Here is a 19889-nt window from a genome sequence, read left to right on the forward strand (position 1 = left end):
CCGACGAAGGAAAGTCATACCCAGTGAGTGGGTAGGGAAATATTCTCGGATACGCTGAGGACCATGCTGAGGATCGACCGCGCGATCTACGACAAGATCGTCGACCACGCCCGCCGCGACCACCCGGACGAGGCGTGCGGCGTCGTCGCCGGACCGGAGGGCTCCGACCGGCCGGAGCGGTTCATCGAGATGGTCAACGCCGAGCGCTCGCCGACCTTCTACCGCTTCGACTCCATGGAGCAGCTCAAGGTCTGGCGGGAGATGGACGACCGCGACGAGGAACCCGTGGTCATCTACCACTCGCACACCGCGACCGAGGCCTACCCCTCGCGCACCGACATCTCGTATGCCTCCGAGCCCGACGCGCACTACGTCCTGGTGTCCACGCGCGACCCCGAGACCGCGGAGTTCCGCTCCTACCGCATCGTCGACGGGGAGGTCACCGAGGAGCCGGTGGAGGTCGTCGACGCCGGCTGACACCGGACACACCCCGGCCGCGGCCCCGCCGGGCCCCACCGGCGCGAGCCAGGGGGCGCGGTCCAGGGGCGGAATCACCGGCGGCCGCCGCCTGTTGCACTCCAACGTGGCGGGTCGCCGCGCCGGCCCGCGGGGGCGGCGACCACGGACCCCGTCGACCACAACCGACCGCAGACACGACCACACGCTTGTAACGGAGAGACGCCCATGGCCATCAAGGTCAGCATCCCCACCATCCTGCGCAACCTGACCGATGGCGCGAAGGCCGTCGAGGGCGAGGGTGCGACGCTCGCCGAACTCATCACCGACCTCGACAAGCGCTACCCCGGCATCGCCGAGCGCCTCGTCGAGAACGGCAAGCTGCGCCGCTTCATCAACGTCTACCTCAACGACGAGGACGTCCGGTTCGTCGGCGGCATCGAGGCGTCCCTCTCCGACGGCGACACCGTGACCGTCCTGCCGGCCGTCGCCGGCGGCATGCGCTGAGCACCATGCGCTACGACTCCCTCCTCGACTCGCTCGGCCGGACCCCGCTCGTGGGGCTCCCGAGCTTCTCACCCGCGCCCGAGGTCCGCCTCTGGGCGAAACTGGAGGACCGCAACCCGACCGGGTCGATCAAGGACCGCGCGGCCTTCTACATGATCCAGGCGGCGGAGAAGGAGGGCCGACTCAGCCCCGGATGCACCATCCTGGAGCCGACCTCCGGAAACACCGGCATCTCGCTGGCCATGGTCGCCAAGCTGCGCGGCTACCGCATGGTCTGCGTCATGCCGGAGAACACCTCCGCCGAACGCCGCCAGCTGCTGGAGATGTGGGGCGCGGAAATCCACTTCTCCGCGGCGGAAGGCGGCTCCAACGAGGCGGTCCGGGTGGCCAAGGCCATGGCCGAGAAGCACCCGGAGTGGGTCATGCTCTACCAGTACGGCAACCCGGCCAACGCCCGTGCCCACTACGAGACCACCGGCCCGGAGCTGCTCGCCGACCTTCCCGAGATCACCCACTTCGTGGCCGGGCTGGGCACGACCGGCACCCTCATGGGCGTCGGCCGGTACCTGCGCGAGCAGCGGCCCGACGTCAAGATCGTCGCGGCCGAGCCCCGCTACGGCGAACTCGTCTACGGGCTGCGTAACCTCGACGAAGGCTTCGTCCCGGAGCTCTACGACGAGAGCGTGCTGACCACGCGCTTCTCGGTCCCCTCCGACGCGGCGCTCCGTCGCACCCGTGAACTGCTCACCCAGGAAGGCATCTTCGCGGGAATCTCCACCGGCGGCGCCCTCCACGCCGCCCTCGGAATGGCGCAGAAGGCGGCCAAGGCGGGTGAGCGCGCCGACATCGCCCTCGTCATCGCCGATGCCGGATGGAAGTACCTGTCCACCGGCGCCTACGAGGGCACCCTGGAAGAGGCCGCGCAGCGCCTCGAAGGCGAGCTCTGGGCGTAGTCGGGCACCGGGCACGACCGCTCGGCGCCGGGGCCCGTTCGCGGGACCCGGCGTCCGGGCGTCGGACCCCAGGGAAGTTGAATGGTCGACATGGTCCGATTCGACACCGCGACCGCGGTCACCCCACTCGGCGCCGGACGCTACTCGGCCGACCTCGACCCCGGCTACCTCATCGGCCACGCCATGAACGGCGGATACCTCATGGCCGTCCTGCAACGGGCGGCGCTGCTGGAGTCCCCGCACCCACACGCCGTCTCGTCCTCGTTCCACTTCCTCCGCCCCGCCGGAGCCGGGCCGGCGGAGATCGACGCGACCCTCCTCAGGTCCGGCCGCACCGTCGCCACCGTCCAGGTGACGATCGGCCAGGACGGGCGGACGCTCGTCACCGCCACCATCGCCACCGCCACCCTCGCCCCCGGCGCCGACCCGGACTACGAGGCCCCACCCGCGGCCGTGCCCCCGATCGACCGGTGCCGCCGCTATGACCCGCGCGCCGCGGGCAAAGGCGCGAGCGGGTTCGCCGGACGCGTCGACGCGTACTACGCACCCGCGACCTGGGCCCGGCTCCGCCGCACCGACGCGACCGCGGCTCCGGAGCCGGAGCTCCTCGGCCACATCGGACTCAGCGAGGCGGACGGCGGCCCCGGCGCGGATCCCTGCCTGGTCCTGCCGCTGGCGGTCGACGCGCTCCCGCCGGTCATCTCGGTGTTCGACAACTGGCGCTGGGCGCCGACCGTCGAACTGACCTGGCACATGCGCGCCGTCCCCGAACCCGGGCCGCTGAGCTTCCGATCCCGAGCGGAAGCGCTGGTCGACGGCTGGTTCGACGAGTCCGTCGACCTGTGGGATGTGAAGGGAAGACTGGTCGCGCAGAGCCGCCAGTTAGCGCGATGCGGACGCTGAGACATCCCGCGGAACTTACTTGACCAGGGAAAATAAGATGGGTTGCATCTTGTGAAGAAGTCACGTGTGATTCACGACGCGTGAGACGAGGGCCACATTATGTACCACCGGAGGGGTCATTGGGGTAGACCCGTAACACGGAGAACTTGGAGTCTCCCACCTCGCGACACATCCGCTTCACCGCGTGAATCCTCGCGGAGGCAGCTCATCGAAAAGGCAATTGCGACGTGCGACTAACCATCATCGGCTCAGCGGGGAGCTTCCCCGGCCCCGCCAGCCCCGCCTCCTGTTACCTGGTGGAGGCCGGAGACTTCCGGATGCTGCTCGACCTGGGCAACGGCGCCCTCGGAGCACTCCAGAAGTACGTCGACATCTACGACATCGATGCCGTATACCTCAGCCACCTGCACGCCGACCACTGTTTCGATCTCTGTTCCTACTGGGTGGCCCGCACCTTCCCACCCGGTGGACGCAAACCCCGCATCCCCGTCTACGGTCCGGTCGGCGTCGCCGAGCGGATGGCCGAGGCGTACGGGCTCGACCCCGACCCCGGCATGACCGAGACCTTCGAGTTCCGCGAACTCGGCCCGGGGGAGCTGCGCATCGGCCCCTTCGAGGCGCGGGTGGACCTGGTCAACCACCCTGTGGAGGCCTACGGCATCCGCCTGGAACACGACGGTGCGTCCCTCACCTACAGCGGAGACACCGGGGCCTGCGACGAGATCATCGAACTCGCCCGGGACGCCGACCTCTTCCTATGTGAAGCGTCTTTTCAGGACCACCGGGAGCACCCCAAGGACATGCACCTCACCGGGAGCGAGGCGGGCGAGCACGCGCGCAGCGCCGGAGCGCGCCGACTGGTCCTCACCCACCTGGTCCCATGGAACGACGACGACCGCACCTACGAAGAGGCGCGCAGCACGTTCGACGGTCCCATCGAACTCGCGCGCCCCGGCGCCGTCTACGAGGTGGGAGCGGGAGCCGCGGCCGCGCCCTCGCCTCGGAAACTGGCCAAGCGGCTGCCCTGAGAGCCCTGCTACCGAACACCGAACCGGCCACCTGTGATCCGCTGCCATCGGGCCGCGGATCGCGGGTACCAGCGCCCCCGTGGACGCATGTCCGGGTCGGCGCCGCGGGTTCACCTCTCCGTGGAGCCCGCCTCGAACAGCCGCGATGCCGTCTCCGTCGCCGCTTCCAGCAGTAGCTCGTCCTCGTCCAGGTCGCGGTGTGCCGTGACGGACATCAGCATCCCCGGTAGGTGCACGTCGACCCCGGAGAACATCTCGCCCCCGGTGACCACCGCGAGGCCGCCGAGTGCCTCAAGTTCCGGTGTGGTGAAGTAGTCGGGGTTCCCGCGCGCGGACTCGGGGACGTGCCCGGGGTACTCGACCTCGCTCCGCTCGGGCAGGAACGTCACGAGGACCACCTGGCTCCCTTCGCGCGGGGCGTATCCGGCCCACGAGCACTCCAGTCGCCCCTCGGCACGAACCTCGGTGAACTCCGGGTCGGTCAGCCGCTCGGCCGCATCCTCCATGGCGTCCGTCAGCCCGCTGGATGCGCAGGATCCCGGAAGCGGAAGGGGATCCACCGCCCCCGCAGGCGCGTCGGCCGCCGCGGCGTCGGAACGCTCGGGCGGGCCGCTCGGAACCGCGGTCCCGCCCCACCGCGTCCACAGCGGCTCGGAGGCCTCCTCCCGCGGGCCGGGCGGTGCCGTCGCCTCCTGGCCGCCACCGCACCCGGCCACCAGCCCGGCGACCACCGCGGCGACGGCACCCTGCCTCCACCGGATGGCCGATGCGTTCCGCGGACTCAGTTTCATGGGAGGGGGACCTCAGCCCTTCGAGGAAACAAGGAGGGACGGTTGCACCATGGTGTCATCCCCTACCCGACGCCTGTCAGGCGGTGACCGGACCGTAAGCGAAGGGAGATCGGCCGTGCGGGACGGAGGACAGCCCGTGTCCCGACGAAACCGCAGTGGGTTTCGGCCACACGCCACGGCCGGTCGCGGCCGCCGATAGGCTCGACCTATGGCTCGACCCGACGGACGCGCTCCGAATGAACTCCGGCCCGTGAACATCACCCGCAACTGGCTCCGCCACGCTGAAGGTTCCGCTCTCGTCGAATTCGGCGACACGCGCGTGCTGTGCGCCGCAAGCGTCGAGGACGGCGTCCCGCGGTGGCGCCGCGGAACGGGCGAAGGCTGGGTCACCGCCGAATACGCGATGCTTCCCCGTGCGACCGACACCCGAGGCGCACGGGAGTCGGTGAAGGGCAAGATCGGTGGGCGTACCCACGAGATCTCCCGCCTCATCGGCCGCTCCCTGCGCGCCGTCGTGAACTTCAAAGCCATGGGCGAGCACACCATCACCCTCGACTGCGACGTGCTGCAGGCGGACGGGGGGACCCGCACCGCGGCCATCACCGGGGCCTATGTGGCCCTCGCCGATGCGGTGAAGTTCCTGCGCAAGCGCCGGAACCTGAAGAACAACCCGCTCACCGGGTCGGTGGCGGCCGTAAGCGTGGGCATCGTCCAGGACCAGGCCCGCCTCGACCTGAACTACCTGGAGGACTCGGTCGCGCAGACCGACATGAACGTCGTCGTCACCGGTGACGGCCGCTTCATCGAGGTCCAGGGGACGGCCGAGGGCGCGCCGTTCGAGCGGAAGGCCCTCGACGGGTTGCTGGACCTGGCGGTCGAGGGGTGCGCCGAGCTCACCGACATCCAGAAGAAGGCCCTGGCGGGATGAACCCGCGCAGCACGATCGTCCTGGCGACGCGGAACGCCAAGAAGGTGCCCGAGATGCAGGCGATCCTCGCCGAGGCGGGGCTGGACGCCGAAGTCATCGGGCTGGACGCCTATCCGGACGCGCCGGATGTCCCGGAGACCGAGCCCACGTTCGCCGGAAACGCCCTGCTGAAGGCCCGCGCCATCGCCGAACACACGGGGCTGCCCGCTGTGGCGGACGACTCGGGGCTCAGGGTCGACGAACTGAACGGGATGCCGGGGGTCCTGTCCGCTCGATGGTCGGGACGCTTCGGTCAACAGGCGGGCGACAAGGATCTGGCCAACCTGGAGCTGGTCCTCGACCAGCTGGCCGACACCCCGCCGGAACGGCGCGGCGCCGAATTCGTGGCGGCGGCCGCGATCGTGCTCCCGTCGGGTACCGAGGACGTGGTCGAGGGCGTGATGCGCGGGCACCTCATCGACAAGAGCCGGGGCGAGAACGGGTTCGGTTACGACCCGATCTTCGTCCCGGACGGGGAGACGCGCACCACGGCCGAGATGAGCGCTGCGGAGAAGAACGCGATCAGCCACCGCGGCATCGCCTTCCGCCGACTGGCCGAACGCCTGAGGAGCCTGCTCTAGCCGAGCAGCACCACCCAGACCGAGGGTGTGGTCGGTCACCGGGCAGGAGCCCGGTGACCGACCACACCATGGGTGCGCAGGTCAGGGGGCGGTTCGACCCTGGCAACGGACGTAGGAGACGCGAATTCGCGATTCGCCCCTTCGCCCACCATCCGGTACTGTCATCTCGGTCATCGACGCCGTTCCCCAGGGGAGCGGAACGATCACACTCGGTCACGTTAAAATCGTTCGAACCATGTGTTGCGAGCGTGTAAACTGGATCGAGCAGGTGGCCGGAAGCCGAGCGTCCAACGCGGATGAGCGGTAGGCCCGACCTCACCGGTGGACGAAGCGGACGCAGCGCGGCCGCCTCCATCACACTAAGAACGACCGTTCGGGCAGCGCCTCTGGCGGCTGTCGGATCGGACCTCGGTTGAAGATTCGCTGGAAAGCACCATTCGGTGTAGATCCAGCGAGAACAACCGGATAGATTCCTCTGCTTGCAGGGAATCCGCAAAATCGCCGGTTTGGCGGAGTGTGGAAGCCCTGATAAAGTGGAGGCACAACAAAGCGGAAAGCACCGCCTCTACAGAAAAGCCTGATCAGGTCCGTTGGTTCGGGTCGGCTTGTATGGGATGAGCGGTTGTTTCTTGAGAACTCAACAGCGCGTGTTTGTTTTTCTTTCAGCCAAGTTTGTTTTGGCCCCTTAGAGCACACGGATGCATTGCGGTGTCCGGTTGGTGCTCGGGGTTCCTTTGATTGGCCAGGGTGATACCTGGTCGGTCAGGGTTATCTCTTCCAGGTTTACCGCCGCGCCCGTGAGGGCGGGGTCGGTTGTTTGACCTTTGATGGAGAGTTTGATCCTGGCTCAGGACGAACGCTGGCGGCGTGCTTAACACATGCAAGTCGAGCGGTAAGGCCCTTTCGGGGGTACACGAGCGGCGAACGGGTGAGTAACACGTGAGTAACCTGCCCCTGACTCCGGGATAAGCCGTGGAAACGCGGTCTAATACCGGATACGACGCCCCTCCGCATGGTGGGGTGTGGAAAGTTGTTTCGGTTGGGGATGGACTCGCGGCCTATCAGCTTGTTGGTGGGGTAACGGCCTACCAAGGCGATTACGGGTAGCCGGCCTGAGAGGGCGACCGGCCACACTGGGACTGAGACACGGCCCAGACTCCTGCGGGAGGCAGCAGTGGGGAATATTGCGCAATGGGCGGAAGCCTGACGCAGCGACGCCGCGTGGGGGATGACGGCCTTCGGGTTGTAAACCTCTTTTACCACTCACGCAGGCCCGGGGTTTTCTTCGGGTTGACGGTAGGTGGGGAATAAGGACCGGCTAACTACGTGCCAGCAGCCGCGGTAATACGTAGGGTCCGAGCGTTGTCCGGAATTATTGGGCGTAAAGAGCTCGTAGGCGGTGTGTCGCGTCTGCTGTGAAAGGCTGGGGCTCAACCCTGGTTTTGCAGTGGATACGGGCATGCTAGAGGTAGGTAGGGGAGACTGGAATTCCTGGTGTAGCGGTGAAATGCGCAGATATCAGGAGGAACACCGGTGGCGAAGGCGGGTCTCTGGGCCTTACCTGACGCTGAGGAGCGAAAGCGTGGGGAGCGAACAGGATTAGATACCCTGGTAGTCCACGCCGTAAACGTTGGGCGCTAGGTGTGGGGGCTTTCCACGGTTCCCGTGCCGTAGCTAACGCATTAAGCGCCCCGCCTGGGGAGTACGGCCGCAAGGCTAAAACTCAAAGGAATTGACGGGGGCCCGCACAAGCGGCGGAGCATGTTGCTTAATTCGACGCAACGCGAAGAACCTTACCAAGGTTTGACATCACCGGTAATCCGTTAGAGATAGCGGGTCCTTCGGGGATCGGTGACAGGTGGTGCATGGCTGTCGTCAGCTCGTGTCGTGAGATGTTGGGTTAAGTCCCGCAACGAGCGCAACCCTTGTTCCATGTTGCCAGCACGTAGTGGTGGGGACTCATGGGAGACTGCCGGGGTCAACTCGGAGGAAGGTGGGGATGACGTCAAGTCATCATGCCCCTTATGTCTTGGGCTGCAAACATGCTACAATGGCCGGTACAGTGGGCGTGCGATGCCGTGAGGCGGAGCGAATCCCTAAAAGCCGGTCTCAGTTCGGATTGGGGTCTGCAACTCGACCCCATGAAGGTGGAGTCGCTAGTAATCGCGGATCAGCATTGCCGCGGTGAATACGTTCCCGGGCCTTGTACACACCGCCCGTCACGTCATGAAAGTCGGCAACACCCGAAACCTGTGGCCTAACCCCTTGTGGGAGGGAGTGGGTGAAGGTGGGGCTGGCGATTGGGACGAAGTCGTAACAAGGTAGCCGTACCGGAAGGTGCGGCTGGATCACCTCCTTTCTAAGGAGTCTTTGATAGCCGACGGTTCCTGCGTTCGCAGGGTTTTTCCGATTGGTCGGCGGACTCGGAAGTGGACCCGGGTTCCTGGTCTGGTTTTTCTGGACCGGGGTTGCCTGGGATGGCTGGGTTTTGAGAAGCAAACGTCCTGCACCGTTTGGAAGAGGGGTGTGGGCGCGCTGTTGGGTGTCTGAGGGAGCGACCGTGTGGTTGTCTTCCCGCTGCCACCCCGATGAAGACCCGGGTTGCGGTCGTCCTGCTTGTTCGCTGGTTGTTGGCCGGTGGAGTTGGTGGGAGGTTCCGGCTGCTGCTGTCTGGTGTTGTGGTTGGGTGTGTGGCTGGTGTTTTGATTCGTGGATAGTGTGCGCGAGCATCTTGTATCTGTGGTGGCCAAGTATGTGTGGCATACGGTGGATGCCTTGGCACCAGGCGCCGATGAAGGACGTGGGAGGCCGCGATAGGCCGCGGGGAGCTGTCAACCGAGCGTTGATCCGCGGGTGTCCGAATGGGGAAACCTAGCCCGAGTTGTGTCGGGTTGCCGCCGCCTGAATGTATAGGGCGGTTGGTGGTAACGCGGGGAAGTGAAACATCTCAGTACCCGCAGGAAGAGAAAACAATATGTGATTCCCTGAGTAGTGGTGAGCGAAAGGGGATGTTGGCTAAACCGTGCGCGTGTGATAGACGGCAGTTGTTGCGTGTGCGGGGTTGTGGGATGTGCCTGTTCAGGTCTGCCGGCCTGGGGTGGTTGTGTGTTCTGTTAGCTGAATCCGTTGGGAAGCGGTACCGGAGTGGGTGAGAGTCCCGTAGGTGAAGGCAGAGCACTGGCTGCTGGGCATGCTCCCGAGTAGCGCGGAGCCCGTGAAATTCCGTGTGAATCTGGCAGGACCACCTGCTAAGCCTGAATACGTCCTGGTGACCGATAGTGCACTAGTACCGTGAGGGAAAGGTGAAAAGTGCCCCGGTGAGGGGTCGTGAAATAGTACCTGAAACCGTGTGCTGTCAAGCCGTCAGAGCCTGTGCTTTTGTGTGGGTGATGGCGTGCCTTTTGAAGAATGAGCCTGCGAGTTATGGTGTGTGGCGAGGTTAACCCGGGTGGGGTAGCCGTAGCGAAAGCGAGTCTGAATAGGGCGTTTGAGTCGCATGCTGTAGACCCGAAGCGGAGTGATCTACCCATGGCCAGGGTGAAGCGGCTGTAAGAGGTCGTGGAGGCCCGAACCCACCAGGGTTGAAAACCTGGGGGATGAGCTGTGGGTAGGGGTGAAAGGCCAATCAAACTCCGTGATAGCTGGTTCTCCCCGAAATGCATTTAGGTGCAGCGTTGCGTGTTGCTTGCCGGAGGTAGAGCGACTGGTTGGCTGATGGGCCCGACAAGGTTACTGAGGTCAGCTAAACTCCGAATGCCGGTTAAGTTGAGCGTGGCAGTGAGACTGCGGGGGATAAGCTTCGTAGTCGAGAGGGAAACAGCCCAGATCATCAGCTAAGGCCCCTAAGCGTGTGCTAAGTGGGAAAGGTTGTGGAGTTGCTGAGACAACCAGGAGGTTGGCTTAGAAGCAGCCATCCTTTAAAGAGTGCGTAATAGCTCACTGGTCAAGTGGTTCTGCGCCGATAATGTAGCGGGGCTTAAGCACACCGCCGAAGCTGTGGAGCCGGCACCTAGGGTGCTGGTTGGTAGGGGAGCGTCGTGCATCCGGTGAAGCTGCCGAGTGATCGTGTGGTGGAGGGTGTGCGAGTGAGAATGCAGGCATGAGTAGCGAGACACACGTGAGAAACGTGTGCGCCGATTGACTAAGGGTTCCTGGGGCAGGTTAATCCGCCCAGGGTGAGTCGGGGCCTAAGGCGAGGCCGACAGGCGTAGTCGATGGATAACGGGTTGATATTCCCGTACCCGTTCGCACGCGTCCAGTATCGAATCCTTTGATGCTAACCACCACTGAAGCGGTTTTTCACCTTCGGGTGTTTTTCCGTGGAGGCGTGGGACCCAGGAGGGTAGTAGGTAAGTGATGGGGTGACGCAGTGGGGTAGCTCTACCGGGCGGTGGTTGTCCCGGGATAAGCGTGTAGCCCGAGAGGTAGGTAAATCCGTCTCTCGTTATGTGGGTGAGGCGTGATGTCGAGCCGTTTTTGGTGAAGTGAGTGATCCCGTGCTGTCGAGAAAAGCCTCTAGCGAGTGTGTGGGCGGCCCGTACCCTAAACCGACGCAGGTGGTCAGGTAGAGAATACCGAGGCGTTCGGGTGAACCATGGTTAAGGAACTCGGCAAATTGTCCCCGTAACTTTGGGAGAAGGGGAGCCCTGTCTGGTGAAGGAGTTTTCCTCTGGAGCTGGGTGGGGTCGCAGATAGCAGGGGGAAGCGACTGTTTATTAAAAACACAGGTCCGTGCGAAGTCGTAAGACGCTGTATACGGACTGACGCCTGCCCGGTGCTGGAACGTTAAGAGGACCGGTTAGATTCCTTTCGGGGGGTCGAGGCTGGGAATCTAAGCGCCAGTAAACGGCGGTGGTAACTATAACCATCCTAAGGTAGCGAAATTCCTTGTCGGGTAAGTTCCGACCTGCACGAATGGCGTAACGACTTCCCCGCTGTCTCAACCATGGGCCCGGTGAAATTGCACTACGAGTAAAGATGCTCGTTTCGCGCAGCAGGACGGAAAGACCCCGGGACCTTCACTATAGCTTGACATTGGTGTTTGGGATGGTTTGTGTAGGATAGGTGGGAGCCTGTGAGGCCGCTACGCTAGTGGTGGTGGAGGCGTTGGTGAAATACCACTCTGGCTGTTTCGGGCATCTAACCCGCACCCGTGATCCGGGTGGGGGACAGTGTCTGGTGGGTAGTTTAACTGGGGCGGTTGCCTCCTAAAGGGTAACGGAGGCGCCCAAAGGTTCCCTCGGCCTGGTTGGCAATCAGGTGTTGAGTGTAAGTGCACAAGGGAGCTTGACTGTGAGACGGACGTGTCGAGCAGGTGCGAAAGCAGGGACTAGTGATCCGGCACCGGCGTGTGGAAGCGGTGTCGCTCAACGGCTAAAAGGTACCCCGGGGATAACAGGCTGATCTTCCCCAAGAGTCCGTATCGACGGGATGGTTTGGCACCTCGATGTCGGCTCGTCGCATCCTGGGGCTGGAGTTGGTCCCAAGGGTTGGGCTGTTCGCCCATTAAAGCGGCACGCGAGCTGGGTTTAGAACGTCGTGAGACAGTTCGGTCCCTATCCGCTGTGCGCGTTGGAGACTTGTGAAGGGCTGTCCCTAGTACGAGAGGACCGGGACGGACGAACCTCTGGTGTGCCAGTTGTTCCGCCAGGAGCATGGCTGGTTGGCTACGTTCGGGAGGGATAACCGCTGAAAGCATCTAAGTGGGAAGCCTGCTTCGAGATGAGGTCTCCCGCCCCACTTCGGTGGGGGTAAGGCTCCCAGTAGACGACTGGGTTGATAGGCCGGGTGTGGAAGCCTTGTGAGGGGTGGAGCTGACCGGTACTAATCGGCCGAGGGCTTGTCCACCGCAGATGCTGGGTGCTCGCGCACACTATCGACTTCTTTCACCGCTTGTGGGTGGTGGGGTGGTTGGCGAAGATCGCGCACGACTCGTTTGTTTTTCATATTGTGCCGCTGTTGCGGCCCTGGTTTTCCACGCTGGCGGGGTTGTTCCTGTTGGTGGTGGTTGAGGGTTGCGGTGGTTTTGGCGGAGGGGAAACACCCGGTCTCATTCCGAACCCGGTCGTTAAGCCCTCCTGCGCTGATGGTACTGCCCTGTGGTGGGGTGGGAGAGTAGGTCGCCGCCGCGCGTTTTTGTTGGGGGGATCGCCTTTCGGGGTGGTCCCCCCTTTTTTTGTGCTGCCAGGGCTTGTGTGTTTGTGAACCCTGTGGGTGGGTGGGGTTGTTGTTCGTTGATCTCGGAGATATCGGGGTGAAAACCGGGCGGGATACCCCGATATCTCCGAGATCAACGGGGAGAGGGGCGCGGGAAGGGTGCCCCTCCCGCTGCCTCCTCGTCGCTGCTGTTGGTCTCGCCAGGTCACCCTGCCGGGGACCGTGGACGAGGCGCCCAGCGGTCCGTGATCCGCCGATACGTTTCCGAGGGGCTTGCGGCCGGCAACTAGCGGACCCGATGAGCGAGAGTGACACCATGGACCGATGGATCGCATGACCGAGGTGCGAACAGCGCACACTGCCGATCTCGGCGCTGCCGTTCTCGATGCCGCGCGGGCACTGCTCGTTGATGTCTTCGAGGGGGAACTCACCGAGGATGACTGGGAGCACTCGCTCGGCGGGATCCATGCTCTGGTGTGGGAGGGCGACGATCTCATCGGGCACGGGTCCGTGGTCCAGCGTCGGCTGATCCACGGTGGCCGGGCGCTGCGTACGGGGTACGTGGAGGGTGTCGGCGTGCGGGCGGACCGTCGGCGGCATGGTCATGGTGGGGCGCTGATGGATGCCCTGGAGCGGGTGATACGCGGGGCGTATGATCTGGGGGCGCTCGGTGCGACCGATGAGGGCGCGGAGTTTTACAACGGGCGGGGCTGGCAGCGCTGGCAGGGGCCGACGTCGGCGCTGACCCCTTCGGGGGTCACCCGCACCGCGGCGGAGGACGATTGCATCTACGTTCTTCCGGTTCAGGTCCCTCTCGACTTTTCCGGTGACCTGATCTGCGACTGGCGCGACGGCGACGTCTGGTAGCGAGGTTCGCGGGGCGGCGGTGGAAGGGGGCACCCCCGCGAGGTCGATCTTCGACTGTCGATACTTGGCGGCGTGCGGGGAAGGGCGTCGCTATCCTTCCCTCGCCGAGGCTGGGTCCGTGGCGGACCGCGACCGCGATTCGCAGTGCGCGATTCGCAGTGCGCGACTGGCAGTGCGCGACTGGCAGTGCGTGATTCGCGGTGCGTGATTCGCGGTGCGCGGTCCGTCGGGATCCCGTGGTGCTCGCTCAGTTCCGCTGCCCGTCGATTTTTCCGCCGGGTTCCCTTCGCCGGGCCCCTCTTGTCAGATTCCGCGGCGCATGGCGCGGGTGCCGAGGAGCAGGCCGAGGACGGCGATGGCGAGCGCGGCGAGGGTGCCGTACAGGACCGATGGGTCGGCCAGCTGTCCGGCGAGCAGGGCGCGTTCGGCTTCGACGATGAAGGTGATCGGGTTGAACATCGCGATCGCCTGCAGCCAGGCCGGACCGGACTCGACGGGGAGCATCACCCCGGACAGCAATAGCAGGGGGAACATCAGCAGCTGCGTGACCTCGTAGAACAGCTCACCGCGTGGGTGCGACGCGATCGCCAGGACGAACGACAGCGCACCCAGGCCGATTCCCAGCACCAGCAGGAGAGCCAGTCCGGCCAGCAGTCCCGCCATGTGGATCTGGAACCCCAGGGGGACCGCCAGGGCGATGAGGAGGGCCGACTGGGCCAGCAGGATCACCATTTCCTTCAGCGTTCGGCCGACCAGCAGGGCCGATCGGTCGAGCGGGGTGACCAGCATGCGCTCCATCGATCCGCTGAGGAGTTCGACCAGCATGTTGTACCCGGCGAGCATGGGACCGAACAGGCACATCATGACCAGGATGCCGGGCACGAACCACTGCCATGACGCCCCACCGCCACCGAAGTCCTGCGTTCCCGCCAGCAGCGAACCGAACAGGACGAGGAACAGCAGCGGTTGGGCCATGGCGGTCAGCAGGCGCATCGGCTCGTGCAGGACCGGGGCGAGTTCTCGGGTGAACATGGTCCGGGTGTCGCGGGCGAACTTCGCGGCTGCCGTGCTCATCGTGGGTCTCCTTCTCAGGTGAGGGGTGCGTCCGCCATGTCGGTCCGCCATGCGTCGGTCGGCCATGGATGGAACGAGGACCGGGGTGGGGTGGGGGCCGCGGCGTTCCGTGCGGGTCATGCGTCGCCGCCCTCCTGCTCGCTTTCGCGCAGGGTGCGTCCGGTGAGTGCGAGGAAGACGTCGTCCAAGGTGGGGCGGGCTGTTTCGGCGGAGACGATCTCGACCTCGGCCGATTCCGCCACACGCAGATAATCCGGCAGCACCTCGCCCGCGTTCGTGACGCGCACGCGGACGGTGGTCCGGTCGGTCTCGATGGCGTCCGGTGCGGCGAACCGCGCGGCGACCCGGGCGGCTCGGGCCGCTTCGCGCTCATCCGGGGCCCTGAGGGTGATGAGGTCGCCCGCCAGGTCGCCCTTCAGCTTCTCGGCGCTGCCGTCGGCGATGACCCGGCCGTGGTCGACGATCACCACCCGTTCCGCCATCGTGTCGGCCTCCTCCAGGTAGTGGGTGGTGAGGAAGAGCGTCGTGCCGTACTCCTCGCGCAGTCGCAGGATGTGCTGCCAGATGTCAGCTCGGCTCTGCGGGTCGAGGCCGGTCGAGGGCTCATCGAGGAAGAGCAGCCGGGGACGGTGGATGAGTCCCATCGCGATGTCGAGGCGGCGGCGCTGGCCGCCCGAGAGCGTTGTGGGGGTGCGCTTCGCCAGTGGGCTGAGCTCCAGCAGGTCGAGGGTCTCGTCGGCGCGGCGGCGGGCGGCGGACCGAGTGAGTCCGTAGCAGCACCCTTGCGTCACCAGCTCGTCGCGAACCCTGTACTCCTCGCCCGCGCTGGTCTTCTGCCCGACGTAGCCGATCCGTGCGCGTACGCCGGCGGGGTCGGTGACGACGTCGACACCGGCGACCACCGCCGTTCCCGAGGTCGGCGGCAGCAGCGACGTCAGCATGCGCAGGCTCGTCGATTTCCCGGCTCCGTTCGGGCCGAGGAAGGCGACCGGTCGGCCGGCTTCGACGTCGAGGTCCAGCCCGCGCACGGCCTCGATGGTCCCTCCCTTCACCTTGAAGCTCCGGGTCAGTTTTCGGGCATGGATCATGGTCCCCTCCTGGGGCGCTGTTCGGTGGGATCCGGGCATGGCGAATAGGCCCTGATTCGGCGGGCTCGGTGGAAGCCGGACCATCTTCGTCGACGTAATCCCGGAAATACAAACGCGAATGTACGTTCACATTTCTCTGACCTGCGGAAACGTGGCCATTAAGGGGTCGTGGGCGCATGCCGGAGGGTGATTGCCGCCGCTGAATGCGGCATTGCTCGGGGATGCGGAGAACCGGGAGACTTCGGTGGCGGAACGGTGCGATTTCCGGGTGGCCGATGGTGGCGATGCGTTGCTCGATGCTTCGCTCGGTACGTACGGGCGGTCAGTGCTCCCGCCGAGGGGGCGTGCCTCCGAGGGCGGGGCGGTCGCCGGGGCGTTCACGGTCGCCGGGGCGTTCACGGACGCCGGGCGGCCGTCGACGGCCGGCGGATGGTGAGGTGGTGGATCGTCGGCGTGCGGCATGTTGCGAAGTGACATGATGCACACTGGTTTGCGGGTGGCCGGTAGGCGGGGTCCCTGCAAGATGGCTGGTCGGCGGCCACCGGTGCCAGGAGTCGTTTCGCCTGATCTGTCCGACGCTTCCCCGGGTTTCGGGCGTTGACGCCCCGACCTAAGAGCACGGTGAGAACCCCGTCGGCGGCAGGCTGGGGCGGCGTTGTGGTAGGCGGGGAAAGGTATCGTGTTCCGGGAGGGTAGCGGCGATATCCCCCGCAGCGCCGGTGCCGATCCAGATCTTCGCAGAACCGATTCGACCCATGCACGCGTAGTGACGTGTGAACGCTGTCGCATGCTGGGGGATCGAGAGTGCCAGGGGGCCACCAACTGAGTGAGAGCACGAACGGCGGCGGCCAGAGGGAGCCGCGCCCTGAAGCTGACACGCCCGAAAACGACGAAGCTGCGGCTATGGACGGTATCGAACCCCAGGACTCAGTACCCGACGCGCCGGACGACAACGCGGATGACAGGACCGAGGTCATCTCTCCGCTGGCGGAGAGTTCCGAGTCGGGTGGAACCGGATCCACCCCTTCGGAGCCGGCCCCCGAGGCGAGCGACGAGGCCCCTACCGCATCGGTGACCGAAACCACCGGGGCGGACGCTTCGGAGCAGGCCGAGTCGGCCCCCGACGGCGACCCCGCCGAAGGTGCCGAAGGTACTGCCGACGACGCAGTCGGCCCCTCCACCAGCGGCTCTTCCGAGGACTCCGACGGCGGCTCCGAGGGCTTCGGCTGGTTCGAGGCGTCCGGCGGTGAGGCGCCTGCGGCCGATCCCTCCGATGCCGACGGGTCCTCGTCGTCAAGCGCGTTCAAGGACAGCGGAAGCTTCTTCCGCGACCGTGTTGCCCGAACCCTTGCCGAGCAGGGGTACAGCCTCGGTGACGATGGCGTCATCTCGGATGCCGACACGACCTCCTCATCGACGAAGGCGGTCGATGACGATGAGGACGGGGACGACTCCAGGGACGGTGTCGGCGCCTCTGACGACGTCGACGGCTCCGGTGCGTCCGACGCCGGCGGTGCCGCTGACACCGCCGATTCCGCCGTCGGGGCAGGCCACGCGGACGACGCCGGAGACGATGCCGACGTCCTCGACGCCGCCGGTGACGACGTCGAGGAAACCGTCGTCACCACTCCTGTCGCAGCTGACTCCGTTTCCGACAAGGCCGAGCACGATTCCGTGTGGGACCCGGAGGGCACGGCCGCCTTCACACCCGTCTGGGATGAGGAGGAGGACGAGACGGAGACCGCCGCGGCCGGTGCCCCCGCGGCGCCCGGCGCCACGGGCTCCGGCGGCGCCGGAGCGTCGGCCGGTTCCGCCGACTCCGTTGACTCCCCCGGAGACGACTCCTCCCGGGACGGTGCCGACTCCACCCGTCCCAACGCCACTGCGGCCGGGGCGGCCGATGGAGACGGGGCCGACGGCGGCGACGCCTCCGACCCCTCCGAGGAGGCTTCCTCCGACGCGACGACCCCCGTCGACGCGGGGGCGCTCGCCGGAGCCGGGTTGGGTACCGCTGCCGCCGCGGGTGCGGCCTCGGCCTCCGGCTCCCGGGAGACGCCGGACGGCCGGGACACGGCCGACGCCGCACACGCGGCGGGGACGACCGCGACCTTCGACGTCCCCGACATGTCCGGTGCTGCCGGTGGCCCCGCTGGAGGCGGCCCCGCGGCAGCGGCGGGCGCGGGCGGCCTCGCGGCCGCCGTCTCGAAGGCGAAGAAGGCCGGGAAGTCCAAGGGCGAGAAGAAGGGCGGCGCCAAGCCGAAGAAGCCGCTGTGGCTGCGCCTCACGATGGGCGGGCTCATCACCGCCGGCGTGTTCGTGCTGCTGGGGGTCATCGGCTTCGGTGTCGCCTACGCGACGATCGAGGTCCCGGACGGCACCCAGGCCGCCGCCACCGAGCAGGGCTCCACCTTCTACTACGCCGATGGCGAGACCGAGTTCGCCTACCGGGGAACGGACCGGGAGCCGATCACCTACGAGGAGATCCCCGAGGTCGTCCAGGACGCCGTCATCTCCGCCGAGGACCGCGGGTTCTGGTCGGAGCCCGGCGTCTCGCTCAGCGGTACGATGCGCGCCGTGTGGTCCACGGTCACCGGCCAGCAGGTCCAGGGTGGTTCCACCATCACCCAGCAGATGGTCCGCGGCTACTACGACGGTCTGAGCAAGGACAGGTCGATCACCCGCAAGGTGAAGGAGATCGTCATCTCCCTCAAGGTCGACCAGTCCAAGGACAAACAGTGGGTGATGGAGAACTATCTCAACACCATCTACTTCGGTCGCCAGGCCTACGGCATCCAGGCCGCCGCGCAGGCGTACTTCCACAAGGACGTCGGCGAACTCAACGCCTCGGAGGCCGCGTTCCTCGCCGCCGCGATCCAGCAGCCCACTCTGTTCGGCCAGGCCGACGAGGACTACACGGCGAATATGGAGGAGCGCTGGCAGTACGTCATGAACGGCATGGTCACGATGAACGGCAAGGACGCCGACATCGGGATCACGCAGGCTGAGGCGGACGAGGCCGAGTTCCCCAAGCCGGACGAGCAGACCCCGCAGAGCGACCTCAGCGGGTACAAGGGCTACATGTTCCAGCAGGCCATGCGGGAGCTGGAAGACCTCGGCTACTCCGAGGACCTCATCAACCGCGGCGGTTTCAAGATCGTCACGACGTTCGACGAGGACCTCATGGAGAAGGCGAAGCAGGCGGTGGAGTCCACCCAGGGCATGGAATCCCTGCCCGAGCACGTCCAGGCGGGTCTGGCCGCCATCGAACCGAAGACCGGTGAGGTCAAGGCGTTCTACGGTGGCAAGGACTTCATCGAGAACCAGTACGACAGCGCCTTCAGCGGCAGCGCGCAGGCGGGTTCCGCGTTCAAGCCCTATACGCTCGCGGCGGCGCTTACGGAGGGCTACAGCGTCGACAGTGTGGTGGACGGCAGTTCGCCGATGGCGGTTCCCGGCGGCGGGTCGATCCGCAACGCCGGAGGGGTCAGCTACGGCCCGCTGACCCTGACCCAGGCCACCGCGAAGTCGAGCAACACCGCCTACGTGCGGCTCAACGAGCAGGTCGGCGGGGACAAGACGGCGGATGCAGCGGAGGCGGCGGGTCTTCCGGCCGCCTCCATGACCGAGGAGCAGCGCGCGGCGATGTCGTTCCCGCTGGGGATCTCCAGCGTGCGTCCGGTGGACCAGGCCAGCGGGTTCGCGACGTTCGCCAACGGCGGCGAGCACATCGAGGCGCACGTCGTCAAGAAGATCGTCAACAAGGACGGCGACGACGAGCGACCCGAGGTCGACAAGGAGCGGGCGTTCGACGAGAGCGTCGCCAACGACGTCACCTATGCGCTGGAGTCCGTCGTCAACGGCGGTACGGGCAGCAGGGCGGCGCTGGGCCGTCCGGCGGCCGGCAAGACCGGGACCACCGACGGAAACGTCGCCACCTGGTTCGTGGGGTACACCCCGCAGCTCGCCACGGCGATGACGGTCTACAGCGACGACAACAAGGCCGTCGTCGTCCCCGGCTGGGGTGTGGTCCAGGGCGGTACGCTCTCGACGTCCATCTGGCAGAAGTTCATGTCGATGGCCATGGAGGGCGAGGACATCGAGTCCTTCCCCGGACGCAGCGGTGGCGGAACGATCCATAACTGGGCGCCGAACGTTCCGGAACCCGAGGTGGAGGCTCCGCCGCAGGACCAGGGGCAGCAGCAGCCGGAGCAGCAGCCGGAGCAGCAGCCGGAGCTTCCGCCTGAGAACGGCGGAGGGAACGGCAACGGCGGCGGTGTGAGCCCGCCCGATGGCGGTGACGGCACGGGTGACGGCGGTGGTCACCAGCCCGACCCGGGTGGTGGTGAGGACCTCGGCGGCGGAGGCGGCCACGAGGGTGGCGATATTCCGCCACCGGGCGGCGGCGGTGGCGGCACCGCCGGCCCCGGTTGAAGGGGAGTTCCGGAGTGGCTCGGCCGGTGAGCCGCCTCAGGGCGAGCTGACCGGCCGCTCCGGCCCGGTCCCCGCGGATCCCTGTGG

The 19889-nt window shown here is 66.1% G+C and carries 12 protein-coding genes and 3 rRNA genes; 12 read left to right on the forward strand and 3 right to left on the reverse strand.

Features of this window, described 5'->3' with window-relative positions; all coding sequences use genetic code 11:
- The first annotated feature begins 63 nt into the window (after window positions 1-63).
- The 5 genes from HNR23_RS02100 (at window position 64) to HNR23_RS02120 (ending at window position 3847) form a co-directional block, all read left to right on the forward strand.
- Window positions 64-477, forward strand: a complete 414-nt coding sequence (locus HNR23_RS02100) for a Mov34/MPN/PAD-1 family protein (protein ID WP_184072954.1) — start codon at window positions 64-66, stop codon at window positions 475-477.
- 207 nt (window positions 478-684) lie between these two features.
- Window positions 685-963 carry a MoaD/ThiS family protein gene (locus HNR23_RS02105; RefSeq protein ID WP_184072955.1) on the forward strand — a complete coding sequence of 93 codons (279 nt, stop codon included), beginning with the start codon at window positions 685-687 and terminating at the stop codon, window positions 961-963.
- A gap of 5 nt (window positions 964-968) precedes the next feature.
- Window positions 969-1916: a PLP-dependent cysteine synthase family protein gene (locus tag HNR23_RS02110; RefSeq protein WP_184072957.1), complete on the forward strand. Its 948-nt coding sequence runs from the start codon at window positions 969-971 to the stop codon at window positions 1914-1916.
- Between the two features lie 81 nt (window positions 1917-1997).
- Complete coding sequence (locus tag HNR23_RS02115; protein ID WP_184072959.1) at window positions 1998-2819, forward strand: thioesterase family protein; 822 nt, start codon at window positions 1998-2000, stop codon at window positions 2817-2819.
- Between the two features lie 227 nt (window positions 2820-3046).
- The gene (locus HNR23_RS02120; protein ID WP_184072961.1) at window positions 3047-3847 is read left to right on the forward strand and encodes an MBL fold metallo-hydrolase; all 801 of its coding nucleotides are present in this window, start codon (window positions 3047-3049) and stop codon (window positions 3845-3847) included.
- Between the two features lie 110 nt (window positions 3848-3957).
- On the opposite strand, the gene HNR23_RS02125 is transcribed toward HNR23_RS02120, so the two are convergent.
- On the reverse strand, window positions 3958-4638 hold the full coding sequence (locus tag HNR23_RS02125; protein WP_184072963.1) for a hypothetical protein: 681 nt from the start codon (window positions 4636-4638) through the stop codon (window positions 3958-3960).
- Between the two features lie 250 nt (window positions 4639-4888).
- Here HNR23_RS02125 and rph point away from each other — a divergent pair, with 250 nt between their 5' ends.
- The 6 genes from rph (at window position 4889) to HNR23_RS02155 (ending at window position 13209) form a co-directional block, all read left to right on the forward strand.
- Window positions 4889-5566 carry a ribonuclease PH gene (gene rph, locus HNR23_RS02130; RefSeq protein ID WP_394353735.1) on the forward strand — a complete coding sequence of 226 codons (678 nt, stop codon included), beginning with the start codon at window positions 4889-4891 and terminating at the stop codon, window positions 5564-5566.
- Window positions 5563-6186, forward strand: a complete 624-nt coding sequence (gene rdgB, locus HNR23_RS02135; RefSeq protein WP_184072967.1) for an RdgB/HAM1 family non-canonical purine NTP pyrophosphatase — start codon at window positions 5563-5565, stop codon at window positions 6184-6186. The genes rph and rdgB overlap by 4 nt, the downstream gene beginning before the upstream one ends.
- 824 nt (window positions 6187-7010) lie before the next feature.
- Window positions 7011-8545 (forward strand): 16S ribosomal RNA (locus HNR23_RS02140).
- Between the two features lie 384 nt (window positions 8546-8929).
- Window positions 8930-12034: ribosomal RNA gene (locus HNR23_RS02145) — 23S ribosomal RNA — on the forward strand.
- 167 nt (window positions 12035-12201) lie between these two features.
- Window positions 12202-12317: ribosomal RNA gene (gene rrf / locus HNR23_RS02150) — 5S ribosomal RNA — on the forward strand.
- The 16S, 23S and 5S rRNA genes sit together here, the layout of an rRNA operon.
- Window positions 12318-12666: 349 nt before the next feature.
- Window positions 12667-13209 (forward strand): GNAT family N-acetyltransferase, encoded by a 543-nt coding sequence (locus tag HNR23_RS02155; RefSeq protein ID WP_221308000.1) that lies wholly within the window; start codon window positions 12667-12669, stop codon window positions 13207-13209.
- A gap of 303 nt (window positions 13210-13512) precedes the next feature.
- Here the strand turns inward: HNR23_RS02155 and HNR23_RS02160 are convergent, their stop codons facing one another.
- Both HNR23_RS02160 and HNR23_RS02165 read right to left on the reverse strand, forming a co-directional pair.
- On the reverse strand, window positions 13513-14283 hold the full coding sequence (locus HNR23_RS02160; protein ID WP_184072969.1) for an ABC transporter permease: 771 nt from the start codon (window positions 14281-14283) through the stop codon (window positions 13513-13515).
- A 116-nt stretch (window positions 14284-14399) separates the two neighbouring features.
- Complete coding sequence (locus HNR23_RS02165) at window positions 14400-15371, reverse strand: ATP-binding cassette domain-containing protein (protein WP_184072971.1); 972 nt, start codon at window positions 15369-15371, stop codon at window positions 14400-14402.
- 903 nt (window positions 15372-16274) lie between these two features.
- Between HNR23_RS02165 and HNR23_RS02170 the strand changes: the two genes are divergently transcribed.
- A complete protein-coding gene (locus tag HNR23_RS02170; RefSeq protein ID WP_246421542.1) occupies window positions 16275-19802 on the forward strand; it encodes a transglycosylase domain-containing protein in 3528 nt (1175 codons plus the stop codon).
- The last annotated feature ends 87 nt before the right edge of the window (window positions 19803-19889 follow it).

This window comes from Nocardiopsis mwathae (assembly GCF_014201195.1).
Taxonomy (GTDB): domain Bacteria; phylum Actinomycetota; class Actinomycetes; order Streptosporangiales; family Streptosporangiaceae; genus Nocardiopsis_C; species Nocardiopsis_C mwathae.

What these genes read in the sequence shown, in the direction of transcription:
- HNR23_RS02155 (WP_221308000.1), top strand. Translation starts at nt 12,667, where the DNA reads ATGGATCGCATGACCGAGGTGCGAACAGCGCACACTGCCGATCTCGGC.
- HNR23_RS02170 (WP_246421542.1), top strand. Translation starts at nt 16,275, where the DNA reads ATGGACGGTATCGAACCCCAGGACTCAGTACCCGACGCGCCGGACGAC.
- rdgB (WP_184072967.1), top strand. Translation starts at nt 5,563, where the DNA reads ATGAACCCGCGCAGCACGATCGTCCTGGCGACGCGGAACGCCAAGAAG.
- HNR23_RS02165 (WP_184072971.1), bottom strand. Translation starts at nt 15,371, where the DNA reads ATGATCCATGCCCGAAAACTGACCCGGAGCTTCAAGGTGAAGGGAGGG.
- HNR23_RS02115 (WP_184072959.1), top strand. Translation starts at nt 1,998, where the DNA reads ATGGTCGACATGGTCCGATTCGACACCGCGACCGCGGTCACCCCACTC.
- HNR23_RS02105 (WP_184072955.1), top strand. Translation starts at nt 685, where the DNA reads ATGGCCATCAAGGTCAGCATCCCCACCATCCTGCGCAACCTGACCGAT.
- HNR23_RS02125 (WP_184072963.1), bottom strand. Translation starts at nt 4,638, where the DNA reads ATGAAACTGAGTCCGCGGAACGCATCGGCCATCCGGTGGAGGCAGGGT.
- HNR23_RS02110 (WP_184072957.1), top strand. Translation starts at nt 969, where the DNA reads ATGCGCTACGACTCCCTCCTCGACTCGCTCGGCCGGACCCCGCTCGTG.
- HNR23_RS02160 (WP_184072969.1), bottom strand. Translation starts at nt 14,283, where the DNA reads ATGAGCACGGCAGCCGCGAAGTTCGCCCGCGACACCCGGACCATGTTC.
- HNR23_RS02100 (WP_184072954.1), top strand. Translation starts at nt 64, where the DNA reads ATGCTGAGGATCGACCGCGCGATCTACGACAAGATCGTCGACCACGCC.